The 23,630-nt window shown below is 59.8% G+C and carries 20 protein-coding genes; 9 read left to right on the top strand and 11 right to left on the bottom strand.

Annotated features, from left to right (window positions below):
• Window positions 1-56 precede the first annotated feature (56 nt).
• Window positions 57-569, top strand: coding sequence for a dihydrofolate reductase (locus DYL61_RS14080; protein WP_135308818.1), 513 nt, complete (start codon window positions 57-59; stop codon window positions 567-569).
• A 117-nt stretch (window positions 570-686) separates the two neighbouring features.
• Here the strand turns inward: DYL61_RS14080 and DYL61_RS14085 are convergent, their stop codons facing one another.
• A complete protein-coding gene (locus DYL61_RS14085) occupies window positions 687-2,078 on the bottom strand; it encodes an L-cystine transporter (protein ID WP_135308819.1) in 1,392 nt (463 codons plus the stop codon).
• 196 nt (window positions 2,079-2,274) lie between these two features.
• On the opposite strand from DYL61_RS14085, the gene DYL61_RS14090 reads away from it, so the two are divergent.
• The 4 genes from DYL61_RS14090 (at window position 2,275) to DYL61_RS14105 (ending at window position 7,589) form a co-directional block, all read left to right on the top strand.
• Window positions 2,275-3,333: a haloacid dehalogenase-like hydrolase gene (locus DYL61_RS14090; protein ID WP_135308820.1), complete on the top strand. Its 1,059-nt coding sequence runs from the start codon at window positions 2,275-2,277 to the stop codon at window positions 3,331-3,333.
• Window positions 3,334-3,538: 205 nt separating this feature from the next.
• Window positions 3,539-4,072 (top strand): RNA polymerase sigma factor, encoded by a 534-nt coding sequence (locus DYL61_RS14095; protein WP_135308821.1) that lies wholly within the window; start codon window positions 3,539-3,541, stop codon window positions 4,070-4,072.
• The gene (locus tag DYL61_RS14100) at window positions 4,069-5,016 is read left to right on the top strand and encodes a FecR family protein (protein ID WP_135308822.1); all 948 of its coding nucleotides are present in this window, start codon (window positions 4,069-4,071) and stop codon (window positions 5,014-5,016) included. Before DYL61_RS14095 ends, DYL61_RS14100 begins: the two co-directional genes overlap by 4 nt.
• Window positions 5,017-5,147: 131 nt before the next feature.
• Window positions 5,148-7,589, top strand: a complete 2,442-nt coding sequence (locus DYL61_RS14105; protein ID WP_135308823.1) for a TonB-dependent siderophore receptor — start codon at window positions 5,148-5,150, stop codon at window positions 7,587-7,589.
• Between the two features lie 311 nt (window positions 7,590-7,900).
• Here DYL61_RS14105 and ilvD read toward each other — a convergent pair whose 3' ends face one another.
• The 4 genes from ilvD to DYL61_RS14125 form a co-directional block, all read right to left on the bottom strand.
• Entirely contained in the window at window positions 7,901-9,742 is a 1,842-nt protein-coding gene (gene ilvD, locus DYL61_RS14110) for a dihydroxy-acid dehydratase (RefSeq protein ID WP_135308824.1), read from the bottom strand.
• 242 nt (window positions 9,743-9,984) lie between these two features.
• A complete protein-coding gene (locus DYL61_RS14115) occupies window positions 9,985-11,205 on the bottom strand; it encodes an MFS transporter (RefSeq protein WP_135308825.1) in 1,221 nt (406 codons plus the stop codon).
• A 122-nt stretch (window positions 11,206-11,327) separates the two neighbouring features.
• Complete coding sequence (locus DYL61_RS14120) at window positions 11,328-12,410, bottom strand: SagB/ThcOx family dehydrogenase (RefSeq protein ID WP_135308826.1); 1,083 nt, start codon at window positions 12,408-12,410, stop codon at window positions 11,328-11,330.
• A gap of 382 nt (window positions 12,411-12,792) precedes the next feature.
• Entirely contained in the window at window positions 12,793-13,989 is a 1,197-nt protein-coding gene (locus tag DYL61_RS14125) for a class I SAM-dependent rRNA methyltransferase (RefSeq protein WP_135308827.1), read from the bottom strand.
• Between the two features lie 262 nt (window positions 13,990-14,251).
• Here DYL61_RS14125 and DYL61_RS14130 point away from each other — a divergent pair, with 262 nt between their 5' ends.
• Together DYL61_RS14130 and mutM are read left to right on the top strand one after the other, a co-directional pair.
• Complete coding sequence (locus DYL61_RS14130) at window positions 14,252-15,118, top strand: HDOD domain-containing protein (protein WP_135308828.1); 867 nt, start codon at window positions 14,252-14,254, stop codon at window positions 15,116-15,118.
• Between the two features lie 21 nt (window positions 15,119-15,139).
• Window positions 15,140-15,952 (top strand): bifunctional DNA-formamidopyrimidine glycosylase/DNA-(apurinic or apyrimidinic site) lyase, encoded by an 813-nt coding sequence (gene mutM, locus DYL61_RS14135; protein WP_105697164.1) that lies wholly within the window; start codon window positions 15,140-15,142, stop codon window positions 15,950-15,952.
• Between the two features lie 51 nt (window positions 15,953-16,003).
• On the opposite strand, the gene DYL61_RS14140 is transcribed toward mutM, so the two are convergent.
• The 5 genes from DYL61_RS14140 to DYL61_RS14165 all read right to left on the bottom strand — a co-directional run bounded on the left by DYL61_RS14140 (window position 16,004) and on the right by DYL61_RS14165 (window position 20,737).
• On the bottom strand, window positions 16,004-16,255 hold the full coding sequence (locus DYL61_RS14140) for a YfhL family 4Fe-4S dicluster ferredoxin (protein WP_017734768.1): 252 nt from the start codon (window positions 16,253-16,255) through the stop codon (window positions 16,004-16,006).
• A 215-nt stretch (window positions 16,256-16,470) separates the two neighbouring features.
• Entirely contained in the window at window positions 16,471-16,950 is a 480-nt protein-coding gene (gene coaD, locus DYL61_RS14150; protein ID WP_003176711.1) for a pantetheine-phosphate adenylyltransferase, read from the bottom strand.
• Window positions 16,951-17,063: 113 nt separating this feature from the next.
• A complete protein-coding gene (locus DYL61_RS14155) occupies window positions 17,064-18,659 on the bottom strand; it encodes a GMC family oxidoreductase (RefSeq protein WP_135308830.1) in 1,596 nt (531 codons plus the stop codon).
• Between the two features lie 76 nt (window positions 18,660-18,735).
• Window positions 18,736-19,281: a twin-arginine translocation pathway signal protein gene (locus DYL61_RS14160; protein WP_135308831.1), complete on the bottom strand. Its 546-nt coding sequence runs from the start codon at window positions 19,279-19,281 to the stop codon at window positions 18,736-18,738.
• Window positions 19,282-19,309: 28 nt separating this feature from the next.
• A complete protein-coding gene (locus DYL61_RS14165) occupies window positions 19,310-20,737 on the bottom strand; it encodes a coniferyl aldehyde dehydrogenase (protein WP_135308832.1) in 1,428 nt (475 codons plus the stop codon).
• A 147-nt stretch (window positions 20,738-20,884) separates the two neighbouring features.
• Here DYL61_RS14165 and DYL61_RS14170 point away from each other — a divergent pair, with 147 nt between their 5' ends.
• On the top strand, window positions 20,885-21,556 hold the full coding sequence (locus DYL61_RS14170) for a TetR/AcrR family transcriptional regulator (protein WP_135308833.1): 672 nt from the start codon (window positions 20,885-20,887) through the stop codon (window positions 21,554-21,556).
• Between the two features lie 33 nt (window positions 21,557-21,589).
• Entirely contained in the window at window positions 21,590-22,444 is an 855-nt protein-coding gene (locus DYL61_RS14175) for a sulfurtransferase (protein ID WP_135308834.1), read from the top strand.
• A 118-nt stretch (window positions 22,445-22,562) separates the two neighbouring features.
• Here the strand turns inward: DYL61_RS14175 and DYL61_RS14180 are convergent, their stop codons facing one another.
• Complete coding sequence (locus tag DYL61_RS14180) at window positions 22,563-23,558, bottom strand: hydrolase (protein ID WP_135308835.1); 996 nt, start codon at window positions 23,556-23,558, stop codon at window positions 22,563-22,565.
• Window positions 23,559-23,630: the final 72 nt, after the last annotated feature.

The following is a 23,630-nucleotide window of genomic DNA, read 5'->3' on the forward strand; positions in this document are numbered from 1 at the left end:
GTGTGATTGAGTCTGGAGCATAACCCCAGGCTCGTTGCTCTGGTATTCTCGTCGCCATGAAAAAAACTCTCCCTTTAAGCCTGATCGCAGCCCTCGGTGAAAACCGCGTGATCGGCGTCGACAACAGCATGCCCTGGCATTTGCCGGGGGATTTCAAATATTTCAAGGCCACCACCCTTGGCAAGCCGATCATCATGGGGCGCAAGACCTGGGATTCCCTGGGTCGACCGTTGCCGGGACGCTTGAATCTGGTGGTCAGCCGTCAGACCGATCTGGCGCTTGAAGGTGCGGAAGTTTTTCCGTCACTGGAGGCTGCGGTTGAACGCGCCGAAGCATGGGCGCTGGCGCAGGGTGTGGATGAGCTGATGCTGATCGGCGGGGCGCAGTTGTATGCGCAGGGGCTGGAACAGGCGGATCGCCTGTATTTGACGCGGGTGGCGTTGAGCCCGGAAGGGGATGCGTGGTTTCCGGAGTTTGATTTGAACCGGTGGAAGTTGGTGTCGAATCTGGAGAATCCGGCTGAAGGCGATAAGCCGGCTTATAACTTCGAAGTCTGGGAAAAAGCCTAAAAGCATCGGGGGCAAGCCCCCTCCCACATTTGACAGTATTCACAGATTTTGATTTGTGAACACAGTCAGTGTGGGAGGGGGCTTGTCGAATCGTCGCACCGCCCCGATAGCTATCTATCAGGCCTGCGCTAATTCAGCATGCTCATCAGCATCCAGCAGCGCCTTATCCGTCTGCCCCATGATCTGGCTGGTAATCGCCCCCGCCGTCATCGAACCATTCACGTTCAACGCCGTACGGCCCATGTCGATCAGCGGCTCCACGGAAATCAGCAGCGCCACCAGTGACACCGGCAAGCCCATCGCCGGCAGTACGATCAGCGCGGCAAACGTCGCACCGCCGCCGACGCCGGCAACCCCGGCCGAACTCAAGGTCACAATCGCCACCAGGGTCGCGATCCACAGCGGGTCCAGCGGGTTGATACCCACGGTCGGCGCGACCATCACCGCCAACATCGCAGGGTAAAGCCCGGCGCAACCGTTCTGGCCGATGGTCGCGCCAAACGAGGCGGCGAAACCGGCGATGGACTGCGGGATGCCCAGGCGACGGGTCTGCGCTTCAATACTCAGTGGGATGGCTGCGGCGCTGGAGCGGCTGGTGAAGGCAAATGTCAGCACCGGCCATACCTTGCGGAAGAAGCGCAGCGGGTTGATCCCGGCCAGGGACAACAGCAGGCCGTGCACCACAAACATCAGGCCCAGGGCCAGGTACGACACCACCACAAAACTGCCGAGCTTGATGATGTCTTGCAGGTTGGAACCGGCGACCACCTTGGTCATCAGCGCCAGCACGCCGTACGGCGTGAGCTTCATCACCAGACGCACCAGGCGCATCACCCAGGCTTGCAGGGTGTCGATGGCGTTGAGGACTTTCTGGCCTTTTTCCACGTCATCCTTGAGCAGTTGCAGCGCGGCAACCCCCAGGAACGCAGCGAAAATCACCACGCTGATGATTGACGTCGGCTTGGCCCGTGCCAGGTCGGCGAACGGGTTGGACGGCACGAACGACAACAGCAACTGCGGGATATTCAGGTCGGCGACCTTGCCCGCGTAATCACTCTGGATCACTTGCAGGCGCGCCATTTCCTGGGTGCCGGCCACCAGGCCTTCGGCGGTGAGGCCGAACAGGTTGGTCAGGCCGATACCAATCAACGCCGCAATGGCGGTGGTGAACAGCAGGGTGCCGATGGTCAGGAAGCTGATCTTGCCCAGCGAGGACGCGTTGTGCAGCCGCGCTACCGCGCTGAGGATCGACGCGAACACCAGCGGGATCACGATCATTTGCAGCAATTGCACATAGCCGTTGCCGACCAGATCGAACCAGCCGATAGAGGCCTTGAGCACCGGGTTGCCGGCACCGTAGATCGAATGCAGTGCCACACCGAATGCCACGCCCAGCACCAGGGCGAACAACACCTTCTTGGCGAGGCTCCAGTTTGTGCGGCGGGTTTGTGCCAGGCCCAGTAACAGGGCCACGAACACCAGTAAGTTGAGAATCAGGGGCAGATTCATTGAAGCTCCGTAAGAGGCTGCCAATCGCGTGAGCCAGCGATTGCGAACCGGAAAGCCTAACAGCTTGAAATATAATGATTTAATAACAATATGGAATGGCGACTGTCGTTTTTGGAATAAGCGCTGGACGCTCTGGCGCATGCCACTGACACCGGGATTTGTTAGCGTCGATCTTTTCACTCAGGGAGAAACGCTTATGAAGCTCGCTTCGCAACTGTTCGCCGCCGCGCTGTGCCTGGGCCTCGCCAGCCAAACCATGGCCGCCACCGAGTTGAAACACTGGCCGGCTCCCGCCGCCAAGCAACTGAACGCGATGATCGCCGCCAACGCCAACAAGGGTAACTATGCGGTGTTCGACATGGACGACACCAGCTACCGCTACGACCTCGAAGAATCCCTGCTGCCCTATATGGAGAACAAGGGCCTGATCACCCGCGACAGCCTCGATCCGTCGCTCAAGCTTATGCCGTTCAAAGACACCGCCGACCATAAGGAAAGTCTGTTCAGTTACTACTATCGCCTCTGCGAAGTGGACGACATGGTCTGCTACCCGTGGGTCGCCCAAGTGTTTGCAGGCTTCACCCTCAAGGAACTCAAGGTCCAGGTGGATGAGTTGATGGCGTCCGGCAAACCGGTGCCAGTCAGCTATTTCGAAGGCGATGTGGTGAAAACATCCGAAGTCCAGCCGCCGAAAGCCTTCACCGGCCAACAGGAGCTGTACAACAAGCTGATGGAAAACGGCATCGAGGTGTATGTGATGACCGCCGCTTCGGAAGAGCTGGTGCGCATGGTCGCTGCCGATCCGAAGTACGGCTACAACGTCAAACCCGAGAACGTCATCGGCGTGAGCACCCTGCTCAAGGACCGCACCACCGGCGAGCTGACCACTGCGCGCAAACAGATCGCCGCCGGCAAATACGACGAAAAGGCCAACCTCGGCCTGGAACTCACCCCATACCTGTGGACCCCGGCGACCTGGATGGCCGGCAAGCACGCGGCGATCCTCACTTACATTGACGAGTGGAAAAAACCGGTGATCGTGGGCGGTGATACGCCGACCAGCGATGGCTACATGCTGTTTCACGATGTGGATGTCGCCAAGGGCGGCGTGCACTTGTGGATCAACCGCAAGGACAAGTACATGACCCAGCTCAACGGCATGATGGCCAAGCATGCGGCGGCGCAGGCCAAGGAAGGGTTGCCGGTGACGGCGGATAAGAACTGGGTGATTGTGAAGCCGGAGGAGATCCAGTAAGACCGAGGCGCCCTTATCGCAGGCAAGCCAGCTCCCACACTTGATCGGGTTCACACAGTCAAAATGTGGGAGGGGGCTTGCCCCCGATGGCTGCCTCTAGGGCAATGCAAAAGCTACAGCAAAAATAGATATCAATTGCGAACCAATCTCATCCTCTGCTAGCGTGCGCACCTCCTGAACCCCTCGTTCTTCTCAAGGTAGTGCTGTGTCCTCCTGGAATTCGCAGATCGCGCGCCTGTTCGCGGAGCAGAAGAAAGCCCTCGAAGCCTTTGTCACTCGCCGCACCGGCAGTGCCCAGGTGGCCGCCGACCTGACCCAGGAATCGTTCCTGCGCCTGGCGCGCCTGGACTCCGGGGAGAAGATCGACAACCTCCCAGCCTTCCTGTTCACCATCGCCAGCAACCTGGTGCGTGATCACCAGCGCCAAGCCATCCGCCGCGAGCGCCTGGACGCGGGTGAACCCAGTGAAGAACTGCCGTGCAGCAACCCCGGCGCCGACGAGCAATTGGCCGCTTACCAGCAGGAGCAACTGATGCAGGACGCGATTCTGGCGTTGCCCGAAGCGACTCGGCAGATCTTCCTGCTCTATCATGTCGACGAACTTTCCTACCGCGAGATTGGTGAACGCCTGTCGATCACCCCGCGCAGTGTGGAATACCAATTGCGTCGCGCCTTGATCGAATGCCGCGCCTACATCAAGACGCGGCTTGCCTGCGACACACAAGGACGTCGGTCATGACTGCCCCCCTTACTGGCGACGAGTTATTTGAAGAAGCGTCCGGCTGGTATTTCCGCCTGCAAGCCGAGGACGTCACCCCGGCCGAGATGGACGCCTTCGCCACCTGGCTCGGCCAAGGCCAGGCCCAGGATGACGCGTGGCAGGAAGTGCAGGTGTTGCTTGGCGGTCTGCGTGAACCGGCGCGGGTTGTCCGTCGTGCCGAACAGGCTGCATGGCGCAAACCGGCGCGCCGCTGGGCCTGTGCTGCCGCCGTGTTGCTGGCGCTGGGGCTGACCGTGCAACACACGCCCTGGCTCGACCGCCTGCGCGCGGACTACGCCACGGGTACCGGCGAATCGCGCACTGTCGAATTGGCCGATGGCTCCCGGTTGCAACTCAATACCGACAGCGCGATTCAAGTACGTATGAGCGACGGCGAACGTCAGATTCGCCTGCTGCGCGGTGAAGGATTTTTCAGCGTGACCAAAGACCCGGCACGGCCCTTTGTGGTGCAGTCCGGCGAAGGCTGGGTCAAGGTGGTGGGCACTCAGTTCAGTGTGGCCCGGCGTGATGCGCAGACGCGGGTGCAGGTGGCCCAAGGCAAAGTCCAGGTCAGCGCCGGCAGCGGCACGCCGGTTTACCTGGAGCCGGGACTGGCGGTGGAGTATCAGGACCAGCACCTGGCCGACGTCCACGGTTTCGACCCGGCCAGCGGCTTCGCCTGGCGCCAGCGGCAACTGGTGTTTCGCCAGCAGCCGCTGTCGGAAGTGGTCAGCGAGTTGAACCGCTATTGGCCAGGCAAGACGTTGGTGCTGGGGGATGCGCTGCGTAATCGCGTGGTTTCTGGCGTATTTGAAATCGACAAACCCGACGCGGTGATCAAGGCCTTGGAATACACCCTCAACCTGCGCGCCGAGCACTACACCCCCTATTTACTGGTATTGCGCGAGGGCAAAGCGTCGTAAACGCAACTTTCTCAAAATATTTTCAGGGTTTCCCCGCAGGCCGTCGTCCTTGATCACTGAGGCGCAAATAGTAAGCACTCTCAAGTAGTGCGGCGCCGATCACAGACTTTTTGCACCGGGGAGCACCATCCATGGCACACCGATACGCCGCACGGCCCTTGCTGGCACTGGCCATTTCCATGGCCTGCGGCACCACGCCGCTGTATTTGCAGGCTGCTGAGACCACTCAGGCCCAGACCTATCGTTTCGATATTCCAGGGCAAAGCCTGGACGGAGCGCTGGCGGCATTTTCGGCAGTGACGCGGATTCAGGTGCTGGTGTCGGGTGAGCTGACCCAAGGCGTGGTGTCGCCGGGTGTGCGTGGCAACCTGGGCCAGCGTGAAGCCTTGGGGCAATTGCTGGGCGGCACGGGTCTGAACGCTGCGTTTATCAACGCAGACACGGTCACCCTGGAAAAACCCGTAGCCAGCGGCGGCGCCCTCGAAGTCGGCGCCACCACCATCAGTGCTGAACGCCTTGGCGCTACCACTGAAGGCACAGGCTCCTACACCACCGGCGCGGTGACCATCGGTAAAGGCGAGCAGAAACTCAAGGACATCCCGCAATCGGTCAGCGTCATGACCCGCAAGCAGATGGACGATCAGAACACCACCAAACTGTCCGAAGTGGTCAAGCGCACACCGGGCCTGACCGCGACCAAATCCCCCGGCCCCGGCATGTTCATCTTCTCCCGTGGCTTCGAGGTCGGCACCCTGCAATACGATGGCGTGGGTATCCCGCGCAACACTTACACACTGGGCAGCTACCTCACCGAAAACATGGCGATCTATGACCGCGTCGAGACCTTGCGCGGCCCGGCCGCCTTGCTACAAGGCGCCAACAGCCCCGGCGGCACCATGAACCTGGTGCGCAAGCGTGGCCAACAGGCGCCCACCGTGACCATCACCGCCAAGGCCGGTTCCTGGGACCACTACGGTACTCAGGTGGATGTCGGTGGCCCGATGAACGCCGAAGGCACGTTGCGTGGTCGCTTTGTGGCGGATTACGACACCACAAATTCCTTTGTCGACTACGTCGGTGGCTGGAATCAGACGGTCTACGCAGCGGTGGACTACGACTTTACGCCCGACACCACCGTGGGCGTCGGCATTAGCAACCAGAAGGGGCACTCGCGCCCCAACTTCATGTCGTTGCCCCGTTATGCAGACGGCAGCGACATCGGCCTGCCGCGCTCGACCTTTGTCGGCGCCAGTTGGAACCGCTCGGTCAACAACCAGACCCAGGTGTTTGCCGACCTGGAGCATCGCTTCAACGATGACTGGAAGGTAAAGGCGGCGTTGGTCGCGATGGATGAACACAACGACGCGACCTACCAGGCGACGTGGGATGAGATTCCCAATGGTGGTGGCACCGTGCGGTATATCGACTGGGTCACCGACTTCAATACCAAGAGCCGTGGCGCGGATGTGTATGTCAACGGCAAGTTTGACGGCTTGGGCTTCCAGCAGGAAATGGTGCTGGGCGCCAACTACTCCAAGCTCACCACCGACGATTTGTGGGCACGGGCGGCAACGCCGGGTGCGGATATCTTCAATATCGACCACAACCGTCCGCAGCGGGATAAATATCAATTGTTCCAGGAGGGGTGGGGGTCCAAGAGCTGGTATGACATCCGTCAGAAAGGCATCTATGGCACCTGGCGCGTGAAAGTGCTGGACCCGCTGACCTTGATCGTCGGCGCGCGCTCCAGTTGGTATGACTATTCCTATATCGGCCAGAGCGGCACGAACGGTGTGTACCGCGCCCCCGAAGGCAGCAGCACCCAATCCAACGGCAAGGTTACGCCGTATGCAGGCCTGGTCTACGCCCTCAATGAACAATGGTCGGCCTACGCCAGCTACACCGACGCGTTCGAGCCTCAGACTAACCTGACCGCCTCCCAGTCGATCCTCAAACCCATCGAGGGCAAGAACTACGAGGTAGGCCTCAAGGGCGAATTGGCCGATGGTCGTCTCAACGCTTCGTTCGCGGTCTTCCGCTACGATCAGGAAAACCGCGCCGCCCAAGACCTGAACGGGCCACTGAACTGTAACGGTTGGTACTGCTCGGTAGCCTCGGGCAAAGTCCGCAGCCAAGGGTTCGAAGCCACCTTGAGCGGCGAGGTGCTGCCGGGCTTGCAACTGAACTCCAGCTACACCTACAACACCACCAAATTCCTCAAGGACGACGACTACGAAGGCAAGGTCTTCAGCACCTGGACGCCCAAGCACCTGCTCAAGGTCTGGGGTGACTACCAGTTGCCGGGGGATTGGCAGAAATTCAGCGTCGGCGCCGGTGTGACTGCGCAAAGTAGCACCATTGCCTACGACCGCACGTTCAGCGTGCCGGGCAATGCGCTGTGGGATTCGCGGGTGGCGTACAAGATCAACCAGGAATTCACCGTCGCGGCGAACCTGAACAATATGTTCGACAAGAAGTACTACATCCCGGCGTATAACGCGAATTGGGGCAGTAACTACTATGGTGATCCGCGCAATGTGATGTTTACCATGACCTACACGCCACAGTTCTAGAGCCCTACATCGAGCCAATGTGGGAGACGACCAGCTTTTTGTAGTGAGCGGGCTTGCCCCGCGCTGGGTGGCGAAGCCGCCCCAAATCCTGCCGGCGCGGTCTTACTGATACACCGAGGTGCCTGGGTTTAGGGCGGCTTCGCCACCCAGCGCGGGGCAAGCCCGCTCACTACAGTGGCAGTGTTGCGCCAGTCATCTCTTAACTGACTGGCATAGGGCTTGCCCCTCCCACAGTTGACCTCAGTGTTCCAGGGCTTTTGGCCAGGCAAAAAAATGCCCCGCATTTGGCGGGGCATTTTTATGGGCGCAGCTTACAGACCGTCAAGCATCGCCTTGTTACGCACCGCACCCTTGTCGGCACTGGTGGCCAGCAGGGCGTAGGCCTTCAGCGCGGTGGTGACTTTGCGCGGACGCTTCTCCACCGGCTTCCAACCTTTCTTGTCCTGCTCGACACGGCGTGCCGCCAGTTCCTCATCGCTGATCAACAGGTTGATCGAGCGGTTTGGAATGTCGATCAGCACCTTATCGCCATCCTGTACCAGGCCAATCGCGCCACCTGCCGCAGCTTCCGGCGAAGCGTGGCCGATAGACAGGCCCGACGTACCGCCAGAGAAACGACCGTCGGTCAGCAGTGCACAGGCTTTGCCCAGGCCCTTGGATTTCAGGTACGACGTCGGGTACAGCATCTCCTGCATACCCGGGCCGCCTTTCGGGCCTTCGTAGCGGATGATCACGATGTCGCCTTCCTTCACTTCGTCAGCGAGGATGCCGCGTACCGAGCTGTCCTGGCTTTCGTAGATCTTGGCGCGACCTTCGAAGACGTGGATGGACTCATCCACACCGGCGGTTTTCACCACACAGCCGTCCAGCGCGATGTTGCCGTACAGCACGGCCAGGCCGCCTTCTTGGGAGTAGGCGTGCTCGACACTGCGGATGCAGCCGTTTTCACGGTCGTCGTCCAGGGTGTCCCAACGGGTCGACTGGCTGAACGCGGTTTGCGTCGGGATGCCCGCCGGGCCGGCCTTGAAGAAGGTGTGCACGGCTTCGTCGTCAGTCTGGGTGATGTCCCACTTGGCGATGCCTTCGGCAATGGACTTGCTGTGCACGGTCGGCAGGTCGGTGTGCAACAAGCCGCCACGGGCCAGGGAACCGAGGATCGAGAAGATCCCGCCAGCGCGGTGCACGTCTTCCATGTGGTACTTCTGGATGTTCGGCGCGACTTTGCACAGTTGCGGCACGTGGCGGGACAGACGGTCGATGTCGCGCAGGTCGAAATCGATCTCGGCTTCCTGGGCGGCGGCCAGCAAGTGCAGGATGGTGTTGGTGGAACCGCCCATGGCGATGTCCAGGGTCATGGCGTTTTCGAACGCCTTGAAGTTGGCGATGTTGCGCGGCAACACCGACTCGTCGTTCTCGCCGTAGTAACGCTTGCACAGCTCGACGATGGTGCGGCCCGCCTTGAGGAACAGTTGCTCGCGGTCGCTGTGGGTGGCCAGGGTGGAACCGTTGCCCGGCAAGGCGAGACCTAAGGCTTCCACCAGGCAGTTCATCGAGTTGGCGGTGAACATGCCGGAGCACGAACCGCAGGTCGGGCAAGCGCTGCGCTCGTATTCCGCGACCTTCTCGTCAGAAGCGCTGGAATCGGCGGCGATGACCATGGCGTCCACCAGGTCGAGGCCGTGGGAGGCGAGCTTGGTCTTGCCGGCTTCCATTGGACCGCCGGAGACGAAGATCACCGGGATGTTCAGGCGCAGGGAGGCCATCAGCATGCCGGGGGTGATCTTGTCGCAGTTGGAGATGCACACGATGGCGTCGGCGCAGTGGGCGTTGACCATGTACTCCACGGAGTCGGCGATGATCTCGCGGCTCGGCAGGGAATACAGCATGCCGTCATGGCCCATGGCGATGCCGTCATCCACGGCGATGGTGTTGAATTCTTTCGCTACACCGCCGGCACGTTCGATCTCGCGGGCGACCAATTGGCCCAGGTCCTTGAGGTGGACGTGGCCCGGTACGAACTGGGTGAACGAGTTGGCAATCGCGATGATCGGCTTCTTGAAGTCGTCATCCTTCATCCCCGTGGCGCGCCAAAGTGCGCGGGCGCCGGCCATGTTGCGGCCATGGGTGGATGTTTTCGAGCGGTAATCTGGCATGGAGCACTCCGGGCGGCTAATCAGGTACTACTAATCAGGTACTTAAGGGGAGTGAGCTTCTATTGACGTCTGGAACACCCGAAAAATGGCACTGGTGTCCGGAAGTTGCCGCAAACGTTACGGGATCGCCGTGCGCATTGGCCTTGAGCTCATAAACCCGCCGGGGGATGACTGGCGATGAATAGGGCCGATTCTACACCGCTGGAGGCTGGATGGAATGGCTGGAACCGTGAAGAGGGTGGCTATGGGACGTGTGGGACTGATTTGCGGCTGACCCGCGCATTCGTTAGCCAACCCCAAAGTCCGAAAACGATGAAGCTCACACCAATGGACATCAACAAGTGGGAGCCGGTTTGCGCAAGGGCAGCACTGCTGACGGCAGCGGTGAGAAACATGATGCTGTTCCCCGCCGATGCCGCCGTCCCTGCGCGGCTGGAAAACAGCAACATTGCCGCAGAAATGGCTGCGGGTCGCACCAGGGTGACCGCGAGGGCACTGATCAGCATCGGGATCAGCAGGGTGACGGTGGTAATGGCTTCATAGATGACGATCCCTGTTAACAGCACACCCGCGACGCAGAGTAGCCCGAGGCCGATGTTGATCTGCCGCGACAGCGTGATGCGTTTCTGCAAATACGACGCCACAACGCCGCCGAGCAGGTAGGCCACGCCGTACACCATCAGCACCAGCGCGTATTGATATTCGGAGAGACTCAGCGCGTCCATGAAGATCAGCGGCGTTACGCTGATCAGCGCGAAGTAGCAAGCGAAGACCAGCGCGGCGATCCACCAGTAGCGCAGAAAGTCCCGGTTGCGTGCGACGGCCTTGAGGGTGGCGATGATCGACACCGGCTCGCGGTGCGGGCTGGCGGACCTCGATGGCAGGATGCATAGCGCATGGATCAGCATGCCCAGCGCCATCAGCGCGAAACCATAGAAGCTGCCTTGCCAGTCGAACGTGGTTTGCAGCCAGGAGCCGATCAGCGGTGACAACGCGACAAACGAGCCACTGAGCGTCATGTAATAGAGACGCACGCGGGCGCGATCTTGTTCGTCGAACAGGTCTTCTACCAATGCGTGGCCGAGTACAAAGAACCCACACCCCATTGCCTGAACGCTGCGAAACAGCAGGAAACTGAGATAGTCCTGCGCCAGTGCGCAACCAATGGCGCCGACGACCGACAGGGTGATGCAGCCAATCAACACTTCCTTGCGCCCCCATTTATCCGACAGCGGGCCGGCGACCAGTTGGGAGATCGAAAAAACCAGTGTGAACAGGCTGATGGACAGCGCGACGTCGGCGGTTGGCGTATCGAAGTAAGCGGACAGGGCGGGGAATGAAGGCAGCAGGATATTGATCGGGAAAAAACTGATCAGGGAAATGCAGGTGATGAGGATGAAACGGGAGAGTTGTTGACGTTTTATCTCGCCACGAAGTGAGGGCGGGCAGGAGGACACAGACATTGTTTTTGTTTTCCAGAGTGGGGCCGCAAGCCGATATTAGCCTTGGTTGGCGAGAACTCAATTAGTAAAGACGGAGTAACTCTCCTCCCAAGGCTGCTGTAAACGGCTGCGTTGCCAGGGTCTCAATTCGTTATCAAAAGCTTTTCGAACTCGTCGCTGAAAACCTGCCCATCGCTGTAGCCTGCACCTACGAAAAGAACTAACTGTTCTCTAAGGTCCCGTATGCCGAGGGATTTTTCGACTTTCGTGTCGTTGATGGCGGAGGACAACCACGTGTTAAGCCCCATGGCGGTTGAGATAAGCTGAGTCGTTTGTGCGATGTGCCCGGCTTCTATCAGGGCAACTCGATAGGCCCTGGAGTGTGGGTACTTCCACCACAGCTTGTCGAATCGCGATGTAATGAAAATACCAAAGGGAAGATTGTCGATGAAATGTTGGCCGTTAAGGAAGTTTCCCAGAGGCTCTTGTGTTCGACGAATCAGTCTAAGTGCGTGTAGCGCTGGGTGATAGTAGTAAAGTCCGGGGTTTAGGCCTCTTATGTTGTGCGCATACAAATAACCTTCGCTGGAGCTTAGTCCGCCACCTGACGGGCTGCTTCGCCTAGCGCGGAAAGAAGGGGGCGTTAAGTGCGAGGTGTCTTGAGTGCGTTCTTTTAAGTGCCCTAGCGACAGGTAGAGCAGCGTACTCAGGTCTTCTAATGAAATGCTTTTGTTCAAATAGGTGCGGCAGGTTTTCCGTTTTATTAGCGTGTGTTGCAGTAACGGGTATGCTCTGAGAGATTCATCCGGTGAGGGTTGCGGTAGGCTGATAAAGTCTTCTGCTTGGAGATGGGCGAACCGGTTTGAATCAGGAGGGCTTCTGCGCATCACGCTCTGACAGTGCGCCAGGTAATGAGCTGCCCAACTGACACTGTCCGTAGGCTGATCCGCGTCTGATAAATCCTTTGTGCCGATGTGGAATATTCTCGATAAATCATCCCAACCCCATTGGGTGTCTGATGTTGGCGTGTCGTGTTGGATAATCGAGTTGTTAATGAACGTTGAGTCGGTCTCAAGTTTAGGGTCGTAAAGAGATAGATCGTAAATAAGCTCCATCAGACGCTGCGAGTGCGCACGATCCAGCTCAAACTGCTCATGGGTTTTATAATTCCAGATGATAAGGTGTTGCGATTTGATTAGGAAAAATAAGTTTGGATTTATTTGCATTGTTTACTCCCCGTTCTTGGGGCTGGGTTGGCGTACAACCCAGCTCGTAATCAACGACTTATTTAGGCATTCCAATCAGTGCGAATGCTGCCAGTGCTTTTGACTCAAGGATGATTGCGTTCATATAAACTCTCCATTCCATTAAGTTAGTTGGCTGTCACGCACAATGATCGTGACAGAAACTAGGCTAGGCGTTGGTTTTGGATTTATCTAGTCAGGGGGGCGTAGGATAATTCTGGTGACGTTGTAGTCTGTATTTGCTGTAACGATGAAGCTGTATATGGTTTTTGAGTTTGTACAAAAAACGAAGAGGTTTGCTTTCGTTCAAGGGGGGAACTGATGCTGCCCGGAACCCGTCGGGCAGCATCATGCGAGAACAGACTTAGCTATTCGGCAACAACCGGCACGTAATGCTCTTGATATACCGCGTCTCGGCAATCGCCGGGTGCACCGGGTGATCCGGGCCCTGGCCGCCACGCTCCAGCAGCTGGATATTGCGGTCCAAGTGACGTGCGCTGGTCAGCAAGATGTTCTGCAGATCATCTTCCGGCAAGTGCATGGAGCACGAGGCGCTGACCAGGATGCCGTCCTTGCTGAGCAGGCGCATGGCTTGCTCGTTCAGGCGGCGGTAGGCGCCTTCGCCGTTCTTCATGTCTTTTTTGCGTTTGATGAAGGCCGGTGGGTCGGCGACGATCACGTCGAAGCGTTCTTCGCTGGCTTTCAGTTCTTTCAAGGCTTCAAACACGTCGCCTTCGATGCAGGTCATCTTCTCGGCAAAGCCGTTCAGCGCGGCGTTGCGCTCTACGCCGTCGAGGGCGAAGGCGGAGGCGTCGACGCAGAACACTTCACTGGCGCCGAAAGCGGCGGCTTGCACACCCCAGCCGCCGATGTAGCTGTACAGGTCGAGTACGCGTTTGCCTTTGGCATACGGGGCCAGGCGGGCGCGGTTCATGCGGTGGTCGTAGAACCAGCCGGTTTTCTGGCCCTGGATCACCGGGGCTTCGAATTTCACGCCGTTTTCTTCCAGCGCCACCCACTCCGGCACCAGGCCAAACACCGTTTCGACGTAGCGGTTGAGGCCTTCGGCGTCGCGGGCGGCGGAGTCGTTCTTGAACAGGATGCCGCTGGGCTTGAGCACTTGGGTCAGTGCGGCGATCACGTCGTCCTTATGGGCTTCCATGGTCGCCGAGGCGATCTGCACCACCAGGATGTCGCCGAAACGGTCGACCACCAGGCCTGGCAACAGGTCGGAATCGCCGTAGATCAGGCGGTAGAACGGCTTGTCGAACAGGCGGTCACGCAGGGACAGGGCCACGTTCAGGCGGTGTACCAGCAGCGACTTGTCCAGCGGCAACTTGATGTCACGCGACAGCAGGCGGGCGCAGATCAGGTTGTTCGGGCTCATGGCCACGATGCCCAGGGTCTTGCCGCCGGCCGCTTCCAGGATAGCCTGGTCACCTGCCTGGAAGCCGTGGAGTGGGGTGGCCGCCACGTCGATTTCGTTGCTGTAGACCCACAGGTGGCCGTTGCGCAAACGACGATCGGCGTTGGCTTTGAGACGCAGGCTTGGCAGGGACATGACGTCGCTCCGGAAAAAAGAGCGGGAGTATACCGTGTTGTGTAGGAATTGGCGGCGCCGCCGGACATGTGGGAGCGGGCTTGTTGTGGCGAGGGAGCTTGCTCCCGCTCGACTGCGTAGCAGTCGCAAGCTTTTGGGGGCGCTTCGCGCCCCAGCGGGAGCAAGCTCCCTCGCCACAGTATGAGTTTGCATTCAGGTTTTTGAGGTGTCGGTCAGATTGCCATCGGGGTTAGAATCCCCGCCTAGTCCAGAGTAAGTACTTATGTCCCAAGAGCTATCCGCCGAACAGATCCAACAGGCCCTGCAAGGCATCAGCGTACCGCCCCAACCGCAGATCATGGTGGATCTGCAGATGGAGCAATACATGCCCGACCCGGACCTGGAAGTGATCGCGCGGTTGATCTCCCAGGACCCAGGCCTGTCCGGCGCTTTGCTCAAGATCGTCAACTCGCCGTATTACGGGCTGAGCAACAAGATCGCCTCGATCCAGCGCGCGGTGAACCTGTTGGGCAGCCGTTCGATCATCAACCTGATCAACGCGCAGTCGATCAAGGGCGAGATGAGCGATGACACCATCGTCACCCTCAACCGTTTCTGGGACACCGCCCAGGACGTGGCCATGACCTGCCTCACCCTGGCCAAGCGCACCGGCTCCCAAGCGGTGGACGAAGCCTACGCATTGGGCCTGTTCCACGATTGTGGCGTGCCATTGATGCTCAAGCGCTTCCCCAATTACATGTCCGTGCTGGAAGAGGCTTACGCCAATGCCGGCACGGACTGCCGCGTGGTCGACACCGAGAACAATGCGTTCAACACCAACCATGCGGTGGTCGGCTACTACACGGCCAAGTCGTGGCGCCTGCCGGAGCATGTGACCGACGCCATTGCCAACCACCACAACGCCCTGGCGATTTTCAGCGATGAGTCGTCACGCAACCCGCAGCTTAAAAACCTGCTGGCGATCCTGAAAATGGCCGAGCACATTTGCTCGTCCTACCGCGTGCTGGGCAACCAGGCGGTGGACCATGAGTGGAATGCCATTGGTGCCATGGTGCTGGACTACGTGGGCCTGTCGGAATACGACTTCGAAAGCATGAAGCTGTCGATCCGCGAGCTGGGCGCCCACTGACCCTTCTTTATAGAGGTACGCATGCCCGAGTTACCCGAAGTCGAAACCACCCGCCGCGGAATCGCGCCACACCTGGAAGGCCAGCGCGTCAGCCGTGTGGTGGTGCGCGAGCGGCGCTTGCGCTGGCCGATCCCGGAAGATTTGGATGTGCGCCTGTCCGGGCAGCGCATCGTGCTGGTGGAGCGGCGCGCCAAGTACCTGCTGATCAATGCCGAAGTGGGCACCTTGATCAGCCACTTGGGCATGTCGGGCAATCTGCGGCTGGTTGAGGTCGGCATGCCGGCAGCCAAGCATGAGCATGTGGATATCGAGTTGGAATCGGGTTTGGCCTTGCGCTACACCGACCCGCGTCGTTTCGGCGCGATGCTCTGGAGCCAGGACCCGCACAATCATGAACTGCTGATTCGCCTGGGGCCGGAGCCGTTGACCGACCTGTTTGATGGCGAGCGTCTGTTCCAACTGTCCCGTGGCCGTTCGATGGCGGTGAAGCCGTTCATCATGGACAACGCGGTGGTGGTGGGGGTGGGCAATATCTATGCGACGGAAGCGCTGTTTGCGGCGGGGATCGATCCGCGTCGTGAGGCCGGTGGTATTTCCCGGGCGCGGTATTTGAAGCTGGCGATTGAGATCAAGCGTGTGCTCGCCGCCGCTATTGAGCGCGGCGGCACGACGTTGCGGGACTTTATCGGTGGAGATGGGCAGCCGGGGTATTTCCAGCAGGAACTGTTTGTCTATGGCCGGGGCGGCGAGGCGTGCAAGGTGTGCGGGACTGAGCTGCGCAATGTGGTGCTGGGGCAGCGAGCGAGTGTGTTTTGTCCCAAGTGCCAGAGCTGATTGCTGTGTGATGGCTGACATAGCCATCGGGGGCTTGCCCCCGATGAGGCCTTAAGCCTTGCCAGTAATCTTGCGGTACTTATCCATCAACTGCTCTTCCGTCTCCGGATGAGCCTCATCCAATGGAATGCAATCCACCGGGCATACCTGCTGGCACTGGGGTTCGTCATAGTGGCCGACACACTGCGTGCACAGGTTAGGGTCGATCACGTAGATCTCTTCACCTTGGGAAATGGCAGCGTTCGGGCACTCGGGTTCGCAGACGTCGCAGTTGATGCAATCGTCGGTGATGATCAGGGACATGGAAACTCCTGCCAGGGCTGTCAGCCAGGGCATCTGAAAACTAATGCGCGCAATTGTGCCGCATTGGCGCCCGCAGTGCGAGCCTGTGGCAAACCCCAGCGACGAGCGCAGCCTCTGTGGCGAGGGAGCTTGCTCCCGCTGGGCTGCGTAGCGGCCCCAAATCTTGGGAGCGCTGCGCACTCCAGCGGGAGCAAGCTCCCTCGCCACAGTGAGGCTTACTTCTTGAAACGCAGCGTCAGCGCATCAGCCACGGCAGGGTGCACGAACTTGGTGATATCTCCGCCCAAAGCAGCGATTTCACGGACCAACGTCGAGGAAATGAACGAGTAGCGCTCCGACGGGGTGAGGAACAGGCTTTCCACGTCTGGTGCCAGTTGGCGGTTCATATTGGCCAACTGGAATTCGTATTCGAAGTCCGACACCGCACGCAGGCCGCGCAGGAACACATTGGCGTTCTGCTCTTTGGCGAAGTGTGCCAGCAACGTGGAAAAGCCCACCACTTCCACATTGGGCAGGTGCTTGGTGACCTCACGCGCCAGCTCCACGCGCTGTTCCAGGGGAAACAGCGGGTTTTTCTTGGGGCTGGCCGCGACCGCGATGATCACGTGGTCGAACAGGCGAGAGGCGCGTTCGACCAGATCGCCATGGCCTTTGGTAATCGGGTCGAAGGTACCTGGGTACAACACTCGGTTCATCGCGTCGTCCTGGCGGAGTCCGTTGGGGAACCGGATGGTATCGCAGCCAATCCGGTCGGCCAAGTCAACTTATGCAGAAGAAAGCACTATAGACATCGCGAATACCGCGTTTTTCACGCTGTTCTCAGACGTTCGGCCAAAGCTGTCGCCAGTTGGGCGGTCAATCCATACACCGACAATTGAGGGTTAGCCCCAATGCTGGTGGGGAATAACGACCCATCGTGGATCGACAGGTTGCGCAATTGGTGGTGGCGGCCGAGGCTGTCGGCCACAGCGTTTTTCGGGTCTTCACCCATCGCACAACCGCCCATCACATGGGCGCTGCCCAGGCACGTACGGTGCAACTCCAGGTTGAGGCCTTCGATCATCGTGCGGGCTTCGCCGAGGGTTTTCACATAACGCGCATCGTGGTGCAGCGGCTTGACCGACTTGGCGCCCGCCGCGAACTGGATCTCGGCCATGCTGTGGAATGCACGGCGCAGGCCGTCCCAGGCGTAGTCCGACACCTGGTAGTCGAGCACTGGCGTGCCGTCGCCGCGCAAATCCACCGTGCCGCCGGGGCTGTCAGGGTGGAAGCCGTCTCGCAGCAGGGCGAGCATGGCGTGGGTGTTGGGCAGTTGGCTCATGTCCAGGGCGTTCTGCTCGCCGTAGCCACCCAGCAGGGTGCTGGCCAGCGCCGGGTGTAGGGGCGGGGCTTCGAGCTTGTACGACATTTTACCGGTGGTGCCGTCCTGCCATTGGAAGTGATCGGAGTAGATCGACTGCGGCGCGCCGTAGAACGGATTGATCACCTCGTCGAACAACCCCGCCGAGAAGTTCACCAGGTGCAAGAAGGTGCGCTTGCCCACCCGCGAGTGCGGGTCCGGAGCGTCTGAGCGCATCAGCAACGCCGGGCTGTTGATGCCGCCGCCGGAGAGTACGTAGTGTTTGGCTTTCACCGTGATCTTGCGGCCAGTCGGCGCCACGCAGAGCGCGTCCATGGCCACGCATTCCAGGCTGCTGATGGTGTCGCCGCTGTATTTCAAGCGCTCGGCGCGGGCCAGGTACAGCAACTCGCCGCCCTTTTCCAGGGTGGACGGAATAGTCGTCACCAACATCGACTGCTTGGCATTGACCGGGCAACCCATGCCGCAATAACCGAGGTTGAAGCAACCGCGCACGTTGCGTGGAATCACGTGCCAGCTGTAGCCGAGTTTTTCGCAGCCCTTGCGGATCACGTCGTTATTGGGGTTGGGCGGCATGGCCCAGGGCGCGATGCCCAGGCGCTGTTCCATCTTTTCGAACCAAGGCGCCATTTCTGCGCTGCTGTGGCCCTTCACCGCATATTCGCTGGCCCAGTGGGAAAGGGTGGCGTCGGGTGTGCGAAAGCTGGAAGTCCAGTTGATCAAGGTCGTGCCGCCCACAGCCCGACCTTGCAGGATGGTGATCGCGCCGTCCTTGCTCATGCGCCCAATGCCTTCCTGATACAGGCTGGTGTAGGCCTCGTCTTCCAGCAGTTTGAAATCGCTGCTGGTCTTGAGCGGGCCTTCTTCGATCAGCAGCACTTTGTAGCCGGCGGCGCTGAGGATCTCGGCCGTGGTGCCGCCACCGGCACCGCTGCCAATGATCGCGACGTCGGCTTCGAGGGTCAGGTCGCTGTCGAGGGCGGCGCCATTGTGGGTCTTCCAGCCACGGGCCAGGCCGTCGCGGAATAGGTCGGGTACGGGCATAGGTGTGCACTCTTGTTTTTATACGAAGTTGAGTTCAGAAAAACACTGCAAATCCCCTGTGGGAGGGTTATCAATCTCAGATCTTTGGCGGGCCCGGATAGCCGCAATGCGCCCACGATGCCGGCTGGAAGTACCACGCCATGATCACCAACTTGAGCAATGAGCCCTGGCCCATGCGCAGCAGGTTCAGGTAGCTGTTTTCCCAGCGGTGCAGGAAGTTGCGGATCTGTTCGGTACTGGCGTTTTCCCAACTCCCCCAAATCCCCGTCAGCGGACCACGGGTGATGCCCATCCCCAGCACGTCGAATAACTGCTGGGTGAGCTTGAACATCTCCGGCGACAAGCGCTGCAGGCTGAAATCGAGTTTTTTAAGCGTGTCTTCGATCCCGCTGGCCACTTCCTGGGCGCTGGCCACGCCCTCCAGCAACACCGGGATGACTGCGCGCAGGAACGGCAAATCACTGCTGCGCAACATCGCAAAGCCACTGGCCGGCGTACTGCTGGAACAACCGCTGAGGCTGGCGCCGAGCCCGGCGGTGGCCAGGAAGGCGCTGGCGCACAGGCCGATTTTCAAGACGCCGCGCCGTGACAGCGCGGGTGTATCAGTGAGGCTAGGGTTCATTGTTATTGTTATCCCGTGGGTGGCGGTATCAGCGAACGAACAGCTTTTGGATCAACTTCTGGATGGATTTCCCGTAGGGCGGGTAGATCAACTTCGCCGCGTTCAGGCGCTGCTTCACCAGCACACCCTTGGCTTTGCTGAACGTGAGGAAACCTTCATGCCCGTGGTAGTGGCCCATGCCGGAGGGACCAATGCCGCCAAATGGCATGTCGTCCTGGGCCACATGCAACAGGGTGTCGTTCAGGCACACGCCGCCGGAGTGGGTTTCGTGGAGCACGCGGTTCTGTTCGCTCTTGTTGTAGCCGAAGTAGTACAGGGCCAGCGGACGAGGGCGCTGGTTGATGTAGGCGAAGGCCTGGTCGAGGCCGCGATAGGGCACGATGGGCAACACCGGGCCGAAGATTTCGTCCTGCATCACGGTCATTTCGTCGCTGACGTTCAGCAACAGGCTGTGGGCCATACGCCGGGCCTGACCCTGGTCGTACAGCGGGATCAGGGTGGCGCCTTTGTCGGTGGCGTCCTTTACGTAGGCGTTGAGTCGGGCCAACTGTCGTTCGTTGATGATGGCGGTGTAGTCCGGGTTGTCGGCCAGAGTCGGATAAAACCCGCGCACGGCCTTGGTGTAGGCCTCGACGAAACCCTCAACACGATCCTCCGGCACCAGTACGTAATCCGGCGCGACGCAGGTTTGCCCGGCATTCAGCGCTTTGCCGAAGGCGATGCGTTCGGCGGCGTCCTTGAGCGGCACATCGGCGGAGACGATGGCTGGCGACTTGCCGCCCAACTCCAGGGTCACTGGCGTGAGGTGTTCCGCCGCCGCCCGCATCACATGCTTGCCGATGCTGGTGGCGCCCGTGAACAGCAGGTGATCGAAGCGCAATTTGGAAAACGCCATGCCCACTTCGGCCTCGCCGAGCACCACGCATACCAGGTCTTCGGGGAAAATTTTCGCCAGCAGCTTTTTCAGCAGTTCGCCGGTGGCCGGGGTGGATTCGCTGAGCTTGAGCATGACCCGATTACCGGCAGCCAGTGCGCCGACCAGCGGGCCGATGGCCAAGTACAGCGGGTAGTTCCACGGCACGATGACGCCCACCACGCCCAACGGCTGGTAGATGACCTTGGCTGACGCAGGTTGGAAGGCAAGGCCTACAGCGCGGCGGGAAGGTTTCATCCAGCCTTTGAGGTGTTTGCTGGCGTAGTGAATGCCATGCAGGCTGGGCATCAATTCGGCGAACAGGGTTTCGTCTGCGCTGCGGTGGCTGAAATCCTGGCTGATGGCGTTGATCAACGCCTGGCGTTCGTCGCTCAGCAGATCGCGCAAGGCCTTGAGCCATTGCTGGCGCTGGGCGGCCGGGGGCATCGGGTTGGCCGCATAGGCGCGTTGTTGGGCGTCGAACAGGTGTTGGAGTTGATCCAGCGCCTGGGAATCTTGCAGGTAGGCAACGTTGGCAGACATGGCGCAGTTCCCGATTGTTATAGGTCTGCGTCGATTTTTAGAGTCATTGCTCTAAATTGTCAAATAACATTGCGGCAACATGCAGATTTATCCTGGCAAGGATAGGCCGTAAGATGCCCCATCACGTGTATAGAAGCTGATTCCCTTATGGCACCACGAGTAAAGACCAGCGAGCGCATTGTGCAAACCAGCCTGGAGCTTTTTAACCAGCAGGGCGAGCGCAGTGTGAGCACCAACCACATTGCCGCCCACATGGAAATTTCGCCGGGCAACCTGTACTACCACTTCCCCAACAAGCAGGCGATCATCGCCGTGCTGTTCCGCGAGTATGAAGCGCTGGTGGACAGCTTCCTGCGGCCGCCCCAGGGGCGCGCCGCTACCGTCCAAGACAAACGCTTCTACCTGCAAGCCTTGCTGGCCGGCATGTGGCGCTACCGTTTTCTGCACCGCGATCTTGAACACCTGCTGGAGAGCGACCCGGAACTGGCCACTGGTTACCGGCGGTTTTCCCAGCGTTGCCTGACCCAAGGCAATGCTATCTACCAAGGGTTTGTCGATGCCGGCATTCTCAACATGGACCCGATCCAAACCGAAGCCCTGACCCTCAACGCGTGGATCATCCTCACGTCCTGGGTACGGTTTTTGTGCACCACCAATGAAAATTCCGAGCGCTTGAGCGCCGAAGCGATCAAACGCGGCGTTTACCAAGTGCTGGTGCTGGAGGCGGGGTTTGTCACGCCCCAGGCCAAGGAAGCGGTGGACGCGTTGTTCAAAGAGTTTTACGTGCCCTTGAATCAGGCACTGGAAGAAGTGAAGTAGGACCTTTCCCGAATCTGTCTGCAGGAGTCCGTCATGCCGCTTGCCCAACTGATCAGCCCCCAGCAACTGGCCGAGCGCCAGAAGTCGCCGGGGCTGGTGATCCTGGATTGCCGTTTTGCCTTGGAAGACCCGGACTACGGGCGTTGCAGCTATGCCGAAGGGCATATTGAAGGCGCGCAGTATGCTGACCTTGAGCGCCACCTCAGTGGACCGGTGACCAAGGGTGTGACCGGTCGCCATCCTTTGCCGGCAGCAGACACCTTGGTTCGACAGCTGCGCGCTTGGGGTATCAACGCCGACACCGACGTGGTGCTGTATGACGACGGTCCCGGCGCATTTGCTGCGCGGGCGTGGTGGTTGCTGGCTTGGCTGGGCAAGCGCGATGGGGTGTTTATCCTCGATGGCGGCCTCAAGGCCTGGCACAGCGCCGGTTTCCCGTTGAGCCTGGATTCGCCTCTGATCGAGGCGGGTACGTTTGATGGCGTACCGGATAATCACTTGCTGCTTGATGCCGAACACCTGCAAAAACGCCTGGGCCAACCCGGCCTGACCCTGATCGATGCCCGCGCGCAGCCGCGTTTTCGGGGCGAAGTGGAGCCTATCGACCCGGTTGCCGGGCATATTCCTGGGGCGCAGTGTGCAGCGTTCAATGAAAACCTGGGCAGTGACGGGCGTTTCCTCCCGGCTGAACAACTCAAGCAACGCTTTGCTGCCCAACTGCAAGGTCGCTCACCGGATGAGTTGGTGGCGTATTGTGGGTCGGGGGTGACGGCGTGTCATAACCTGTTTGCCCTGAGCTTGGCGGGTTACCCGTTGGGCAAGTTGTATGCGGGGTCTTGGAGTGAGTGGATTACGGATCCGCAGCGGGAAGTTGCCACGGGTGACTGACGTCTCAAAGTGCGAACCCAATCAAATGTGGGAGGGGGCTTGCCCCCGATTGCAGTGTGTCAGCTACAGATAAGCTGGCTGATCCACCGCTATCGGGGGCAAGCCCCCTCCCACAGTTTTAACCCAGTTGTGCCAGTAGCCATTGGGGGATGCGGCGTTCCAGGTAGTAACTTGGGCGTTTAAGTGAACCGTCTACAAACCCCACATGCCCACCTTTCGCCAGCAACTCAAACTCCGTGCAGTCCGATAGCTCAGTGGCCTCAGGCAGACTATGGGCAAACACAAACGGATCATCCGCCGCCTGGATGATCAGCGTCGGCGTTCGAATTTCACCCAGGTAATACCGGCTCGACGCGCGACGGTAATAGTCCTCGGCGCTGAGAAAACCATGCAACGGCGCGGTCACCCGCCCATCAAAGTCCCAGAAGGTGCGCATTTTTTTCAACGGGCCCAGTGCTTCCAGGGTTTTTAGCCCTTCTGCCTGGCCGTCCTTCAAGAAACGGCTCTGTTTGACACGGATATACGCCAGCATCTCGCGCATAAAGTGCTTCTGATACACCCGTGAAAATCCCAGCCCGATGCGGTCTGCACATTGGTCCAGGCGAAAGGGCACCGACACCGCCGCTGCACCCTGTAACCCAGACGCTTCGCCGGTTTCACCCAGATGCTTGAGCAGCACATTGCCCCCCAGCGAATACCCCACCGCGTACAGTGGCGCCAACGGCCGCTTGGCACGCAAGTGGGCAATCGCTGCCGCCAGGTCTTCGCTGGCGCCTGAGTGGTAACTGCGGGCCAACAGATTCGGTTCGCCCGAGCAACCGCGCCAGTTCAGCGCCGCGCTGGCCCAGCCTTGGCTGGCGAGGGCTTTTTGCAAGCCCGCTACATACGGCGAATTGGAGGAACCGGTCAGCCCGTGCAACACCAGCACCAGCGGCGCTTGCGCGTCGTGGGGGCCATGCCAATCGAGGTCGAGGAAGTCGCCGTCGTCCAGCCACAGGCGTTCGCGTTGGCGTTCGATATGGGTAGTGGGGCGCAACAGCGGTCCCCATAGCGTTTGCAGGTGGGGGTTGCCGAGGCCGAAGGCGGGGGTGAACAGATTTGAAGAGGGGATCATGAAATTCTCGGTAGCAAGCCAACTCAATGTGGCGAGGGAGCTTGCTCCCGCTGGGCTGCGCAGCAGCCCCAT

The organism is Pseudomonas nabeulensis, assembly GCF_004682045.1.
Taxonomy (GTDB): Bacteria; Pseudomonadota; Gammaproteobacteria; order Pseudomonadales; family Pseudomonadaceae; genus Aquipseudomonas; species Aquipseudomonas nabeulensis.